This is a genomic window from Vibrio sp. KUL78 (assembly GCF_059725505.1).
The window spans coordinates 364,944-380,713 of the sequence record NZ_AP045838.1 but is presented as its reverse complement, the minus strand read 5'-3'; the positions used below and the strand labels follow the sequence as shown (position 1 = coordinate 380,713).

Below are 15,770 nucleotides of genomic sequence, written 5' to 3'. Positions count from 1 at the left end.
ATGTCACAGGGAACACTGAATACGCGTTTAGTGAAATGGAGCTTTGATGAAATTAGGCAAGGACAACTGTGGCCGATCGCTATCTCATTGACGCTAATCATTGCGTGCATCTTCGGTCTAGCGGCTCTTGCAGAACGCATGGAACAAGTAATTGTAAAGCAGGGGAAAGATGCGCTGACAGCGGACACTATCTATATCTCTGCCAATCCAATTACTGAACAGAACAAGCAGTTCATTGAGAACTCGGGGCTAGACAGCTCCTGGTACACTCGCTTCGCTACTATGTCGTTTAGCGACAATGGTATGCAGCTTATTACGGTAAAAGCGGTGGATTCAAAGTTTCCACTTCGCGGTACGCTTACTTTGGGCTCTGATGAAGGGCAACAAAACCATGTCGGTGAAGGTGAGCTATGGCTAGATAGTCGTATTGCGGAACAGCTTGGGGTTGTTGAGGGTGACGTTGTCACTATAGGCGATGCAGAGCTTGCTGTAAGCGGTGTTATTTTGGAAGAGCCAGGTATTAGCTTTAATCCATTTCAGCAAATGCCGACCGCGTATATTCATCAAAGCTCTGTTGATCAAACAGGTGCAGTTCAACTTGGTAGTCGAGTCCAATTTAGAGCCTATTTGGTTGGCGAAGAGCCCCAAATTGAAGCGCTAAAACAACAGATTGAGCTGACACCGAGTGATAGGTGGCGTGATCAATCATCGGGCAGCCGTACTAACGATATCTTTGACCGTACAACTCAATATCTATCACTGACGGTCGCTATCATCATTATTATGGCAGCGACAACACTTGTTCTAACTTGCCAAAACTATGTCCAAAGTAGGCGACAAACCGTTGCTATGCTAAAAAGCTTGGGCGCGAGCCGACGTTGGCTAGTTAGATGGCTATCGATACAGACACTGCTGCTTGTGAGCATGTCTATTGCCGCCGGCTTGGTGTTAGGGATGGGGCTTGAGACATTACTTCGGCTGCCGTTAACCGACCTCTTACCCGACCCACTACCAACTTATGGGCTTAAGCCTGCCATTATCGCTGTCATGTCTAGCTTACTGATCGGTGTCCCAGCATTGGGTACTCCACTGTATAAACTCATTTCAGTCTCTTCCGTAGAAGTACTTCAAAGCGCTGACGAGAAACAGGGCGGCTGGATTAACTTGCTGGTTTTAGTGCCACTTGTGCCGCTTCTTGTTGCTTATCGTGACAACAATCTAGTTTGGATAGTGCTAGCTGGTATTGTTGGTTTGTTTATGGTGCTTGCGGCCATCAGTGTACTCTTTACGTTGCTACTCGGTAAGGTGTCCCTTCCTATCTCAATGAAGCTTGCTGTAAGTCGTATTAATCGCAGCAAACGACACACAGGTTTGCAGTATGGCGCATTAGGACTGTCTTTGATGCTCCTAACGACTATTTGGCTAGTAAGAAATGATCTGTTAAGTGATTGGCAAAGAACTTTGCCAGCAGATGCACCAAATGCCTTTGCTCTGAACATTGCAGAGTACGAAAAGGATGCGTATTTGGAAGCACTTGATGGCAATGAGATTCAACGTTCTGAGGCTTTTCCTATTTCTCGCGGTAGATTAACGCTGATTAATGGTGAGGATGCTCAAAACCGTCAGAAGAAAGGTCTTGAAGAAGAGGACGCGTTAAGTCGAGAGCTTAACTTCACCTACGCGGAACAACTTCCTAGCTACAACGACGTGCTATCTGGTGAGTGGACTGATGTCGGAGGCGTCTCGGTAGAGAAAGAAGTCGCTGAAAACCTTGGATTGCAACTAGGTGATGAACTTGGCTTTACCATTAATGGACAAGAAGTGAGTGCAAAAGTTAACTCTATCCGTTTCGTTGAATGGCGAGATATGAAGCCTAATTTCTACTTTATTTTCACTCCCGATGTGTTGGCGAATATTCCGAGCGCTTGGTTAGTGAGCTTTAGGCTTGAAGACAAGGACAACGCGCTAATCAGTGAACTATCTCGAAACCATCCTACGGTTAGTCTTATGGACATTCGTCTGATGGGGGAGAAAATTCAAGGGTTACTCAGCCAAATTGTATGGTCGATTACGGTATTAGCAGCGTTGGGCGTCTTGTCTGGCGTCTTGTTGATCTTTACGCTGCTTAGGTTGAGCCTATCGCAGCGCCAAGCTGAAATACGTTTATATAGAACGCTTGGATCGAGTCGTAAACGCATTGTAAGAACGATCTGGGCTGAGTATGGGATCATGGCGATAACAGCCGGTGTCGTCGCAACGTTTGGCGCTGAGCTTGTTGTGGGTTCAATTATGACCTTTGGATTTGAGCTTCCATGGAGTTGGCATTTATCCACGTGGATCATCGTCCCCGCAATCGCTTTCCTGACTTTAGCACTGGTTCTTTTTTCATTGATAAGACAGATGCTTACTACGTCACAGAAGCAGTTCGCTTAATAGTTAGCCACCGATTTTGTTAAGTTATCCACAAAATCGGTGGATAAAGTCTTGGATAACTCAAGAGTAATATTAGCGTCAAAAAACCGTAGCCTTTGATTTGTCGGTGATGAGCGTGTTTTGCAGTGTAAGGACTGTGTCAAAAAACTTATTCACCGATTATCTGTCAAGAGAAAACATCATAAAATTTGGGATTTTTTTTAGTGATGGATAGGGCTAAAATGACGCATCATTATTACGCCAGCTTATAAGAAATGAACCAAGAATTCACAATGGCACAAAGCAGTAAACGTGTGGCAATTATTGGCGGAGGCGTCGCTGGATCAACCGTCGCGCTCTTTCTAGCAAAACAGGGCGTAGATGTAACGCTTTTTGATAAGAACAAAAGTCTTGTCAGCGGTCCACCGATTTGTCACCTCCATGCTGGTGGAAATTTATACCGAGAGATTTCTCAACAACAGTGTCTGGATCTGTTAAAGCAATCGATCGACTTCGTTCGTTTTTTTCCATCAAGTGTTAACGTTCGTCCAACTGTTATTGCTGTACCAAAGGTCGACGATGGTGAACCACTTGCGCTGCTTCCAAGACTGAAGGTACTTCGCGAGGCCTATCGTGGTTTAATTAATGAAGATGCCGACAATAACGTGCTCGGCTCTCCAGATGACTATTTTCATGAGTACGATTACGAACAGCTAAAAGCGCTTTCTCAGCGTGATTGCCCCAAAGCACCATCTTCTCTTGATGAATGGCTCATTCCATTTGCAAAGTATACTGATCTCGAGCAGTTAAAGTTCCCTATCTATGTTGTGCAAGAGTATGGACTAAGCTTATTCCGCGTTGCCTCATCGGTTCAGCTGTGGACTGAGCACCTTGAGAATTTGCATGTGAGAACGGGTGTTGTTGTCGACGATATTGAAGCTCTTGAGTCTTATTACAACGTTGCGCTGGATAACGGTGAGGTTGGGGCATTTGATTTCGTTATTAACGCGTGTGGCTTTCGTACCGGTTCAATCGACGACAAGCTTGAAATAAAACGTCAGCGTCTTGTTGAGTTTAAAGCTGCATATGTAACGAAATGGGAATCACATCAAGAAGAGAAATGGCCAGAGGTGATCTTTCATGGCAAGCGCGGCACACCGCAGGGTATGGCGCAGTTGACCCCTTATCCAGGTGGCTATTTTCAGCTACATGGAATGACAAAAGAGATAACGCTGTTTGATAAAGGCTTAGTGGGGTCAACTACACAAACCTCTCAGCCAGAGTTACCTCAATCGCTAATTAACAAAATCGATAAAGGGTGGCCACTCGATGTGCAGATAGAGCGCTCAAAGAGTGCTATTCGACACGTTAGCCAGTTTGTCCCTGACTTTTCAACGGCCGAGCCTGCCGGGAAACCACTATACGGCGCTCAGCAGATACCAGGCAACGAAGCGAGCTTGAGAACAGCGGACGTGAGCTTCGAGGGCGAGCGGTATGCTCGATTAGAAATCGTCAAGGCTTCATCAGCGCTTATCGCAGCGAAAAAAATCATGAGTAAATGGTTTGTTCAACAACCACAATCTATGGTTCATACTTACAGTCTGGACCCTACGCGAGTTCAAGAGGTTGCAATGAATATCGCTAAAGAACGTGGTTATCCAGAGTCATTGGCGATCGCCTACTAAACGGCCAATTGTCTGGTTTACAAAGAGAAGTCTAAATAAAGTGTCGCAAATCTATATCGATTGCATATAATCGGACTGAGCAACACAAGGAATTTATAATGAACGTACTAGTAACAGGTGGAGCGGGCTATATTGGTAGCCACACATGCGTGCAGCTTATCGAAGCAGGTATGACACCAATCATCTTCGATAACCTTTATAACGCGAAAGAAGCGGTCATTGATCGTATTGAGAAAGTCTCAAAGACTCGCCCAGTATTTGTGAAAGGTGATGTTCGTGACAAGCAAGCGCTTATTGAGGCGATGAAGACTCATAACATCGACTCAGTCATTCATTTTGCTGGCTTGAAAGCAGTGGGTGAATCGGTAGCAAAGCCAATTGAATATTACGACAACAATGTCAACGGTACCCTAGTCCTTGTCGATGCGATGCGCGAAGCAGGTGTCAAACATTTAGTATTTAGCTCTTCAGCAACAGTATATGGCGATCCGGCATCAGTGCCTATTACTGAGTCCTTCCCAACCAGCGCGACCAACCCTTACGGCCGTAGTAAGCTCATGGTTGAAGAGTGTTTAACTGACTTCCATAAAGCTAATCCTGATTGGACCATTACGTTGCTTCGCTACTTCAACCCAGTTGGATCGCACCCAACAGGGGAAATGGGAGAAGATCCACAAGGCATTCCAAACAACCTGATGCCGTTTGTCTCTCAAGTAGCTGTTGGACGCAGAGAGTACTTATCTGTATTTGGTGACGATTATCCAACCCCAGATGGTACTGGTGTACGTGATTATATCCACGTAATGGATCTTGCGGATGGTCACATTGCAGCGCTGAAAACACTTAATGGTCAAGAAGCCTTGTCTATCTATAACCTGGGTACTGGTAACGGTACGAGCGTTCTAGATATGGTGAAAGCGTTTGAAGTTGCATCAGGCAAAGAAGTCCCTTACAAAATCGTTGAGCGACGCCCTGGTGATATCGCAGAGTGTTGGGCAGATCCAACTAAAGCTAACCAAGAGCTCAATTGGACGGCTACGCGCACACTAGTTGATATGACTACTGATGGCTGGCGTTGGCAGTCGCAAAATCCAGAAGGTTATCCAGAGTAAGACGTTTGATTTGCTTACCAATCTTTTAACAAAAGGCGCTAAATGCGCCTTTTTTTGATCTGAGTCGCTTAATTTATCGATTAAAAAGTAACATTTTGTTGAATATTTGATAAAATGGTTTCAGTACTTAATTTAACCTGTAAAATTAGTCTTGACGTACAAGGGGACTCCATGGAGTTAGCACTCATCATTACTTTCGTAGTAGCAGCGGTTGTAATGGTTAAAAAAGAAATGGCTGCAAAATAAGCTTCATTCATACATTTTGTTTACATACCTTTTAAATGAATGAAATTATTAACAAAAACCGACGAAAGTCGGTTTTTTTTATGCGTGAAATTTGCGTATTCAACAACAAACTTTTCTTATCGCCACGAACAAAAACAATCGTTGTATTTTTCGCTGCTAAACTCTTAAGGTGCACGCTCTTTCCGGTCGTTCGTAACCGGCGTTTCACACTCATAAAACAAAAAACCTAAAAGAGGATACTGCCATGCGCATTGCGATTCTATCTCGCAACGAAAACTTGTACTCAACTCGCCGCCTGAAAGAAGCAGGGGAAGCGAGGGGGCATCAAGTGGATATCATCGATACCCTTCATTGCTATATGGACATCACAAGTAGTAACTCTAAAGTCCGTTATATGGGTGAAGAGTTGCCACAATACGATGCGATTATTCCACGAATTGGTTCGTCTATTACTTTCTACGGTACCGCTGTTGTTCGTCAGTTTGAAATGATGGGTACCTTTTGTGTAAACGAGTCAGTTGCAATCAGCCGTTCTCGCGACAAGCTACGCTCATTGCAGTTGCTTTCGCGTAAAGGAATTGGTTTGCCACGTACTGGCTTCGCAAGCAAGCCTGACGACATTCCAGACCTGATCAAGAATGTCGGCGGTGCTCCTCTAGTGATTAAGCTACTTGAAGGCACACAAGGCATTGGTGTGGTATTAGCGGAAACGCAAAAAGCAGCAGAAAGCGTTATCGAAGCCTTTATGGGTCTTAAAGCAAACATTCTGGTGCAAGAGTTTATTGAGGAAGCCAATGGCGCGGATATCCGTTGCTTTGTTGTTGGTGGCAAAGTCATTGCAGCAATGAAACGTCAAGCAGCCGAAGGTGAATTCCGTTCAAATCTACATCGTGGTGGTACCGCACAGCTCATTAAGTTGACGAAAGAAGAACGCGCAACTGCTGTGGCAGCAGCCAAGGCGATGGGATTAAACCTTTGCGGGGTAGACATCCTTCAATCAAAAAATGGTCCAGTGGTAATGGAAGTAAACTCATCACCGGGTCTAGAAGGTATTGAGAACGCGACGGGTAAAGATGTGGCGGGTTTGATCTACGAATTTATCGAGAAAAATGCCAAGCCAAACAACAACAAGACGAAAGGACGTGGTTAAAAATGGCAAAAGAGCTTGTCATTGCGGGCGTAGATATACGCCCAGGTGAGCGTAAAGAAATCAACATCCCTGTAGCGAAGCTGTACACAGATTCGGAAGTATCCATTCCGATTCAAGTCATCCGAGCTAAAAAAGAAGGACCAGTGGTGTTTGTTAGTGCTGCGGTTCATGGGGATGAACTTAATGGTATCGAAATCATTAGTCGCCTTATTGCAGAGAACCTGAAACTGCAATGTGGCACCTTGATTTATGTGCCTATGGTCAATGTTTACGGTGTACTCAATCAGAGTCGCTACATGCCTGATCGTCGAGACCTAAACCGTTGTTTCCCAGGCTCCAAGAAGGGCTCGTTGGCAGGTAGGCTTGCTCACATCTTTTTGGAAAGCGTGGTTTCTCACTGTGACTATGGCATTGACTTGCACACGGGAGCGATTCATCGCTCGAATTTACCTCAAATTCGAGCCAACTTAGAAGACGAAGAGACAAAGCGTCTAGCGGAAGCGTTTGCAGTGCCTGTATTGCTGAATGCGAACATTCGCGATGGCTCACTACGTGAAGCGGCAGTTAACAATGGCGCCAGAGTGCTTTTATATGAAGCGGGAGAGGCTTTGAGATTTGATGAGCTGTCAATTCAGATGGGGGTCAAGGGCGTACTTCGCGTACTAAAAGCCTTGGGAATGACCCGTAAACGAGTTTCTAAGGCGAAAACGGAACCATTCATTGCTAACCGTAGTGATTGGACTCGGGCGGGTGCGAGTGGGTTCGTTAAGGAATACGTTCAGCTTGGATCTATGGTAGAAAAAGGTGAAGTGCTTGCTGATATCAACGGACCATTAGGTAACAACATCAAGCAAGTAAAATCTAACCGAGCAGGCATCATCATTGGCAAGCAAAATATTCCTCTTGTTCAAGAAGGGGAAGCCATGTATCACATTGCGTATTTTGGAGATAGCGCAGAAGAGGTATTTGAACACATCGAAATCATGCAAGACTCGATTGTTCCAGTAGAACCGAGCATGTAACACTATGCCCAATACATATAACGACAGAATGATCATTGGTAACTTGGAGGTATGCAGTCTTCCAGAGTTAGGTATTTTTGACTTGGAAGTGCGTATCGATACGGGAGCAAAAACATCGTCTCTGCATGTTGATAATCTCAAACGAGTGAAACGAGATGGTCGCCTTTATGTTCAGTATGATCTGCACCCTGACATCTACCATCTCGATGAAATCGTTCATTGCGAGTCTTTGATTCATGATTCGCGAAGAATCAAGTCATCGAATGGGGATTCTGAACAGCGCTGTGTCATTCAAACTCTGTTTAGACTGGGTGATAGAGAGTGGCCAATCGAGATAACCTTGAGTAATCGCCAAGATATGTCTTATATGATGCTGCTAGGGCGCGAGGCCATGGTCGATAAAGTGTATGTTGACCCAAGCCGTGCGTTTCTAATCGATTAATCGACTATTAATCAAAAGTAACTGTTTAGCCGCCTTTGTGCGGCTTTCTTATTAGCCGACAGTGGATAATTTAGCGGCTAGTAAAGGAGCAAAAAAAAAGTAGAGCACAGTGCTCTACTTTTGCGTTTAGGAGGGAAGATCACAACACTTATGCTGGCTCTAAAACGTCATCGTTTTCCATATCGTAATCGTAGTCTTTCGGAGTCTCATGGAACTTCGACTTACTGTTCAACGTATGGAATGCTCTTCTTCCGCGTGCTAAGCGTACGTATTTAAGCCAGGTATGTTCCAGTTTGGACTTCGCCTTACTCGGGTTCACGATCACTTTTGTGAAGTGTTTTTCTTCAGCGTTTTCTGGAGTAATGTCACCACGTTCAAGTGCTAACATTGTTTCTCCATAAGTCACTAAGATGTCTTCTTCCATAAGTGTAAAGTCACCCGATTTCGCGAATCCGCGTGGGAACTTTACTGCATCAAAAAAACGTTTCTTGCCGTGGCGAAATAGAGTTTCAGTCATAGAGACCTCAAAGCAAATAGGTAGTAAAGCAAGGGTATTCAGGGAGCTAGAATGCCATCCAAAGACGTCGTTAAAGCCTTAGAATCCCGTGTTGGTTCGATGCTGAAAATAGTTGGAAATGACAAAGAAAGATAACGAATTGTTTTTGTCGAACTCACAAATTTTATTTATGCTTAAAGTAAGCTTAACTGTGTAAGAATACGTGGCTAACCAAAACGTTAGCTCTAAAACTTAGAATAATCATAAGAGTCATGATATGGACGTAAAAGTATTCCAAACCTTCCTTGAAGTCGCTAAGGAAAAACACTTCGGTCGCGCATCCGAAAACCTCTACATTACGCAAGCGGCGGTGAGCGCTCGGATCAAACAACTTGAAGAATACTTTGATACTCGTTTGTTTACTCGCCACCGCAACAACATACAACTGACTTCTGCAGGACAGAGGTTAATCGGTTACGCAGAAGTTATGGTATCGACACTAAAACAAGCGACGTTCGACTTATCCCTTGAAAGTAATAAGGCGCTGCAGCTAACACTGGGCGGCACTCCGAATATCTGGGATGCGTACCTCCAAAACGGTTTAAGTGTTGTCACCGACTCTCTCTCGGGTTATGGCTTTGTCGCTGAGTCATTAAGTCGTGAGCAGCTTAACCGAAAGCTATTGGAGCGAACCTTGGACGTCGCATTCTCTTTTGATCCATTCAAAGTTGAAGAGTTTAAGAGCCATCAGATATCCGAACTTTCATTGGTTTTGGTATCTACAGAACCGAGTAATATCGAAACCGCATTCACGAGTAAATACGTTTATGTAGACTGGGGGACACAGTTTGGTTTTGAACATGCCGATCGTCATCCAAGTATTCCAGCACCTTACTTGCGTACCTCGACCGGACGTATCGCTCTAGATTTTGTGTTAGAGAAGGGCGGCTGTGCTTATCTACCCGCGTCATTGGTAGAGCCATTTATTGAGTCTGGACAGCTCCACAGAGTCGAAGGTGCGGATGAGTGGTCTCGTCCCCTTTATATTAGCTATCGCAAGAACAGCACGTCTCTAGAGGCGATTTTGCAGGTAGAGTCCTTGATTAATACCGTTGAACCAACCACATCATTCGTGGTTCAACAAGCGGGTGAAAGTGGAGAGTAAAGGGTTCGACTGTTAATACTACACACAAAAAATCCCTGCTTTTGCAGGGATTTAATCTATCTAGAAGTAGGGAGTGACTATTGTTAGATTCGCTCAGCCAAGTAAGCGTCGTAATCTGGTATTTCAATCTCCACTTCTTGTTCAAGTAGATTTGATTCGAAGAGGAAGTTAGCCGTAGCACGGTTTGTTGCTACAGGGATATTCCAGACACTTGCGATTCGAAGCAATGCCTTCACATCTGGGTCGTGTGGAACCGCATTGAGTGGATCCCAGAAGAAAATAAGCATGTCTAGTTTACCTTCGGAAATCAGTGCACCGATCTGTTGGTCACCGCCCATTGGACCACTGATCATACTTTTAATCGCAAGCCCAGTCTCTTTGCTCAGCATATTTCCCGTCGTTCCAGTTGCATACAAGAAGTGACCCTGTAGCTTTTCTTTGTTTTCTTGTACCCAACGAAGAAGTTCTGGTTTGTAATGATCGTGTGCCACCAGAGCAATGTGTTTGTGCGCTGGCATAGTGCGAATGGTTTTTTGCATGTATTTTGTTTCCTAAATTTTAACCTGTAGATTCCAATAATTACTGATATTGGTGAATAGTCATTGAAATCTCATCTTATCTAAGATTATTTATAGTAAGCCTTTGATACTAAATGTTAGTCATTTGCTGTGCAATTACCATAATTGATATCTGTGACAGTTAATCTGCTTCGACGCTAAATATCGGTCTGTACGCGCTAGGGGATAGCGATTCAGCTACTATGCTCTCATCCAATACTTTTGGTGACAGGACTTCAATCTTTGGCGCTAAGTCTGGTTGATAGGCTTGTCCTCTTAGGTAGCTTACCGCTTGTTGTACTGATAGCTTTCCTTGCTCAACCATTTTATCAGTGGGCGCGAGTTCAACTTTTCCGCGCAGAAGTCCTCGGTATACGCCATGACTGAGGTAGATAGACAGTAGTTCGATATCTTTGCGAGCTTCGTTGTTTCTAAGTTCGCTGATGGCGGCTTCAATCGCCACCGCGCTGCCGACAATGTAATCAAGGGCAGGATGGTTCTCGATAACTTCCTGAATTAGGTTACGCTGTAACTCTTTGTCATTATCAGCCCAAAGGGTTTCCATTACGTTAACATCGCTCCCTTTTATCGCTTGTAAAAAACCTAGAATCACAGGCTTGGTACCGCCACTTGATTGAGGGCCCGGTAAAAATGCGATATCGACTGTGCCACTTCCTTTGGGGTGTTTCTTCGCGAGGAAGTCACCGACTTTATAACCCATCCAGTACCAATCAACACCCACAACACCTTTTATGTGTGACTCTTGAGCTTTGTCTGCGACCAAATGATTCACCGTCGCGAAAACTGGCGTATCTTTAGTATATTGGCTTAGATCATTACTAAAGGCAGTAGGCGATACGGTACCTAGGATAATGGCGTCAGCTCCCCAATCGCGACAAGCAACAAGCTGTGAGCGTTGTTTATCGACATTCGGGTAGCCACCTGATTCAAATACTTTCAGGTTAATGTTCTGTTTTTCCGCTTCCATGACCATTCCGTAGTTAACGGATAACCAATAGGAATCTTTCAGGTGTGGATAGATAGCACAGACTTTTTCAGCTGCTTCACCCGGTTTAGATTGTGCTGCAATTGCTTCGGCGGACAAAAACGGCACGCTCGTGGTGGCAATTAAGGCACAAATGGTCGAAAAAACGTGATTATTCTTAGGCATATCGTAAACGTGTAGTGGTATCTCGGTCGCCAACATTGCAAAATATAGCGTAATACAGTCCATTCCGTATCGGCAAGCACTATATGTGATTGGTTGGCTCAGCCTAACCACTGCCAATTAAGCTTTGGACGTAAAAAGTGGGAATTCTATAGGGGTGGTTATGTTGCTCTCCAAAGCCAGCATTGGTCGAAAGCTGTTGTTTTCATTTTTGGTCATGGCGATGCTTGTATTGCTTTCTACAGCGATAGGCGTATCTGGGTTTTCGTTCGTCGCAAAAACAGAGCGCAATGTTGTCGATACAGCAATACCCTCTATGATAGAAGCTCGTGAAGTGTCTGAGTTGAGCTCGCGGATTATTGCGTCCGTCCAAGTACTTTCTAATGCGAAAACTAAGTCTCAGCATCAAGAAGCAGGACGTGTTCTATTTAGTCGTCTTGAATCCCTGCTAATGCACATCAAAGCACTTGGTTCCGATTCCTTTGACTCCAAACTACTCGATGAACTGGAGCAAACCGTACAATCTATTATCGATAGTCTTGCTGAGCTTGGAAGTTCAGTAGAGCAAACTATCACCCTTGACCAGTCGATCAACGAGCAAACGTCTAAACTACGTGTTCAAGCTGATGAACTGGAGCAACTGACTCGTACTCAAGTACTAAATACCAGCACTATCGCTGTGGCAAACGTCACTCATATCTATGGCTTATTAGAGCAAGAACAAAAATCGGCGGCCTTGGACGCATTAGATAGCTTAGTGGAAGTCGATCTTGATCTGTCTGAGCGGTTACATGAGCTCCACTTACTCGCATTTAAAACTTTGAATCAAATTGAAGAAGCTCGCACGGTATCAGACCTTGGACGTATTGAAGAGCTCCAGCGTCAGTATAAGTCCAATATCAACATCATGCAGAGACGCGTTCCTGGCGTAGAGGATCCCACACGGTCGGCGCAAATGGCGGAACTGTTAAAAGGCCTTGCCGATGGGAAATCCATTTTCAGCTCTCTTAAGCAAAAGCATTACGAAAAACAGCGCTCGCAAACGTTAATGCAAGAAACACTAGAGCTATTCACTAAGTTAAATGCAACAGTGTCCAAACTCGTAGATCAATCCAACCTAGCGACCACTAGAGCGGTCGACGACTTATCTAGAACTTTAAGTTATGCACAATGGACACTTGGTGTATTATCCATCATCGGCTTCCTGGTTGTTGTACTGATTGTTTGGCGCGTTGTGTACGTTTCGGTCGTCAAGCGTTTAGCAGAGTATTCCAACGCCTTACTTTCAATTGCCAAGGGGCAACTCAATGTTGATGTAAGCGTCAAGGGAAATGACGAACTTGCTCACATGGGGCAAGCCATTATCACGGCGAGAAATACCGCTCAGGCGCTTAAAGTCGTCGCGGAAGCAGAAGCCAAAGCTAAGAAAGAGTTAGAGTCACACAAAAACCAACTCGAACAGGTGGTTACTGAGCGCACATTGCAGCTTCAGACCAGCAACGAAAAACTCAATCAAGAAGTACTCAACCACGCCAAAGCGCGTAATGCAGCAGAACAGGCTAACCGTGCAAAATCTGCCTTCCTAGCAACCATGAGTCATGAGATTCGTACGCCAATGAATGGTGTCCTCGGCACAGCGGCACTGATGGAAGATACAGTTCTGAATCAACAACAGAGAAGTTACCTTGAAACCATCAACCGTAGCGGACAAAACCTGTTAGCCATTCTTAATGATGTGCTTGATTACTCAAAGATAGAAGCAGGTCATTTAGAGATCCGTAACAAGCCGTTTGACCTTTACCGTATGGTGCAAGACTGTTATCAATTGATGCTAGGTAAAGCCTTGGAAAAGAATCTGGACTTTCGCTTCCATATCGAGGGTGATGTCTCAGATGTGTATTGCGGTGACGTAACAAGACTGAGTCAGGTGCTCAATAACCTTGTAGGAAATGCCATTAAGTTCACGCAAGAAGGCCAAGTCGATATCTATGTATCTCTGGACCCAGACGATGAAAGCTGCGTCATGATAGAAGTGTCGGATACTGGCATTGGTATAAGTCCCGAAGATCAACTGTCGCTGTTCGAAGCCTTTACCCAAGCAGATTCGGGGCATTCAGCAATTGGAGGCACTGGCTTGGGGCTTGCGATAAGCCAGAAATTGGTTCGCGCGATGAACGGCGGTATTTATGTCGATTCATACCTTGGTGAAGGCAGCCGCTTCTGGTTTGTTATTCCGCTCGAACAGTGCACTCTAGAAGGTCAAGAGATCACAACACCGATAGGTGGTGCTGAAACGGTAAATGGTCGTGTTCTTCTGGTAGAAGATAACACAGTAAATCTTATGGTGGCTGAAGGATTCTTGGTGAATATGGGACACCATGTGATTGCTGCTGAAACGGGTGAAGATGCCAAGGTGATGTTTGAACAACATGAGTTCGACATCGCGTTAGTCGACATTAATCTACCAGACTGTAGTGGTGTGGATCTTCTACATGCTTTCCAACAAATAGAGCGCAAGCGCGGCCAAGAAGGTAAAACACCGATGATTGCCGTCTCTGCGCATGTGTTCACCGAGGAAGTCGAGTCCTACTTGGAAGCAGGCTTTAACGGATATCTGCCAAAGCCTGTTGATAGAGAAGATCTTCGTGACATCATCCAGCAACACTTAGCTAGCAAAGTTGAGGTATTCAAACCTGTGAACAGTCCAAGTGAAACCGTCACGTTCAATACATTGGATGAGATCGCGATAATTGATGAGAGTGTGGTAAGGGGGGATATTAGCGTCTTGGGTGTTGAACGGGTGCGGAAGATCGTCAATGCGTTTATTGAGTCGAGCGAAACGACAATAAAAGACTTGGAGATAGCGGCACAGACAGACGATGAGGCGATGGTGAAATCATTAGCTCACAAGCTTAAAGGTTGTGCTGCTGCATTGGGCTTATCTCAGTTGTTTGAAGTCTGTTTAGCGATTGAAACTGCCGACGACCATATTGGACGCTTTTTAGAGCTTTTGGAGTTGTTAATAAATGCTCAGGCGCACGCTAGCAAGCATTTAATAACAATACTGGATGAATATACAGGTTAAATCTCAAGTTCATTGATTTGATCACCATGCTTTATCTAATCGAATTATGAGTTGATTAACGGCAATATTCGAATCATAATTTGATTAGATTGTTGGGTGTAATCAAATCAAGGAGTCATCATGTGGATCTGGCAGCAGTCTGACTGGCCAAATTTTCATTGGGATAAAGAGATCATTGAGCCACTGGTTAGGCAGACTCGGTTAAATCAGGGCATCCTACTTGGCAAGATGTTCAACCATGCAGTCGATGACAAAGAGAGTATGTTAGATACCCTGTTGGCTAATATCATCCACTCTAGTGCGATAGAGGGCGAGAAACTGAACGCTTTCTCCGTTCGCTCGTCATTGGCAAATAGACTTGGTATGACGGAAGAACACCCTTTTCCAACCACTGACCAGACTGATGGGCTAGCAGAAATTATGCTAGATGCCGTTGAAAACCTTGATGAACCGTTAACGCTTGAAAGGGTTTTACATTGGCACGCTAGGCTATTCCCCGAGGGGTACACGATGTTTAACCCCGTCACGGGCGGTGAACTTCGCGGATCGGCGCCGATGCAAGTTGTGTCTGGCCGTATCGATAAACCTATCGTGCACTTTGAAGCGCCTGGCCGAGACGCACTTAACGCTGAACTGAAGTTGTTTATCTCTTGGTTCAATGATTCGCTGAGTGATACGTCGCTTGATCCATTACTTAGAGCAGCTATTACTCATTTGTGGTTCGTCACGCTTCATCCACTGGACGACGGGAATGGTCGTATCACTCGTTTATTGACAGACCTTGCGTTAGCGCAGGCTGAACATCAGTCGGTTCGTTTCTACGCAATGTCTGTGGGTATCCTTGCGAATCGGAAAAGCTATTATCAGGTCTTGGAGCAGACTCAGAAAGGCGATATGAACATTACTGAGTGGTTGGTTTGGTTTTTTAATACGCTGAACCAAACGTTCGATGAGGTACACAAGGAAATCAATCAGACGGTATACAAGACCAACTTCTGGCGCAATGTCGACCAAACGACGTTAACCAAAGAACAAATGAAAGTGATCAATCGTATGTTGGATGGCGATTTTTCAGATGGCATCAATACTACTCAGTACCACAAAGTCGCCAAAGTGAGTAAACCAACCGCAACACGACATTTGGCGGCGTTAGTAGAACAAGGATGCTTGGTTAAGTCAGGTGGTGGGCGAAGTACGAGATATCAGCTTCCAGTGTAAACTTTAGAAGGA

General features: G+C 44.8%; 12 protein-coding genes. 9 read left to right on the top strand and 3 right to left on the bottom strand.

Annotated features, from left to right (window positions below; all coding sequences use genetic code 11):
• From AC6I8Y_RS18360 to AC6I8Y_RS18335, 6 genes are all read left to right on the top strand, one after another.
• Nucleotides 1-2,433, top strand: coding sequence for an ABC transporter permease (locus AC6I8Y_RS18360; protein ID WP_498022564.1), 2,433 nt, complete (start codon nt 1-3; stop codon nt 2,431-2,433).
• 254 nt (nt 2,434-2,687) lie between these two features.
• Complete coding sequence (locus tag AC6I8Y_RS18355) at nt 2,688-4,097, top strand: FAD-dependent oxidoreductase (protein ID WP_394151069.1); 1,410 nt, start codon at nt 2,688-2,690, stop codon at nt 4,095-4,097.
• 98 nt (nt 4,098-4,195) lie between these two features.
• Nucleotides 4,196-5,209 (top strand): UDP-glucose 4-epimerase GalE, encoded by a 1,014-nt coding sequence (galE, locus tag AC6I8Y_RS18350; protein WP_394151068.1) that lies wholly within the window; start codon nt 4,196-4,198, stop codon nt 5,207-5,209.
• A gap of 490 nt (nt 5,210-5,699) precedes the next feature.
• Nucleotides 5,700-6,605 carry a 30S ribosomal protein S6--L-glutamate ligase gene (gene rimK, locus AC6I8Y_RS18345; protein ID WP_128648742.1) on the top strand — a complete coding sequence of 302 codons (906 nt, stop codon included), beginning with the start codon at nt 5,700-5,702 and terminating at the stop codon, nt 6,603-6,605.
• 2 nt (nt 6,606-6,607) lie between these two features.
• Nucleotides 6,608-7,627 (top strand): succinylglutamate desuccinylase/aspartoacylase family protein, encoded by a 1,020-nt coding sequence (locus tag AC6I8Y_RS18340; RefSeq protein WP_498018965.1) that lies wholly within the window; start codon nt 6,608-6,610, stop codon nt 7,625-7,627.
• 4 nt (nt 7,628-7,631) lie between these two features.
• Nucleotides 7,632-8,069, top strand: coding sequence for an ATP-dependent zinc protease family protein (locus tag AC6I8Y_RS18335; protein ID WP_042471642.1), 438 nt, complete (start codon nt 7,632-7,634; stop codon nt 8,067-8,069).
• A gap of 148 nt (nt 8,070-8,217) precedes the next feature.
• Here the strand turns inward: AC6I8Y_RS18335 and AC6I8Y_RS18330 are convergent, their stop codons facing one another.
• On the bottom strand, nt 8,218-8,586 hold the full coding sequence (locus tag AC6I8Y_RS18330; RefSeq protein ID WP_128648740.1) for a MaoP family protein: 369 nt from the start codon (nt 8,584-8,586) through the stop codon (nt 8,218-8,220).
• A gap of 256 nt (nt 8,587-8,842) precedes the next feature.
• On the opposite strand from AC6I8Y_RS18330, the gene AC6I8Y_RS18325 reads away from it, so the two are divergent.
• The gene (locus tag AC6I8Y_RS18325) at nt 8,843-9,730 is read left to right on the top strand and encodes a LysR family transcriptional regulator (RefSeq protein ID WP_394151066.1); all 888 of its coding nucleotides are present in this window, start codon (nt 8,843-8,845) and stop codon (nt 9,728-9,730) included.
• Between the two features lie 83 nt (nt 9,731-9,813).
• Here the strand turns inward: AC6I8Y_RS18325 and AC6I8Y_RS18320 are convergent, their stop codons facing one another.
• Complete coding sequence (locus AC6I8Y_RS18320; protein ID WP_128648739.1) at nt 9,814-10,269, bottom strand: methylglyoxal synthase; 456 nt, start codon at nt 10,267-10,269, stop codon at nt 9,814-9,816.
• A 160-nt stretch (nt 10,270-10,429) separates the two neighbouring features.
• Nucleotides 10,430-11,458 (bottom strand): TMAO reductase system periplasmic protein TorT, encoded by a 1,029-nt coding sequence (torT, locus tag AC6I8Y_RS18315; protein WP_498022562.1) that lies wholly within the window; start codon nt 11,456-11,458, stop codon nt 10,430-10,432.
• 160 nt (nt 11,459-11,618) lie between these two features.
• Between torT and torS the strand changes: the two genes are divergently transcribed.
• A complete protein-coding gene (gene torS / locus AC6I8Y_RS18310) occupies nt 11,619-14,540 on the top strand; it encodes a TMAO reductase system sensor histidine kinase/response regulator TorS (RefSeq protein WP_498022561.1) in 2,922 nt (973 codons plus the stop codon).
• Between the two features lie 120 nt (nt 14,541-14,660).
• On the top strand, nt 14,661-15,758 hold the full coding sequence (locus AC6I8Y_RS18305) for a Fic family protein (RefSeq protein WP_252017211.1): 1,098 nt from the start codon (nt 14,661-14,663) through the stop codon (nt 15,756-15,758).
• Nucleotides 15,759-15,770 lie beyond the last annotated feature (12 nt).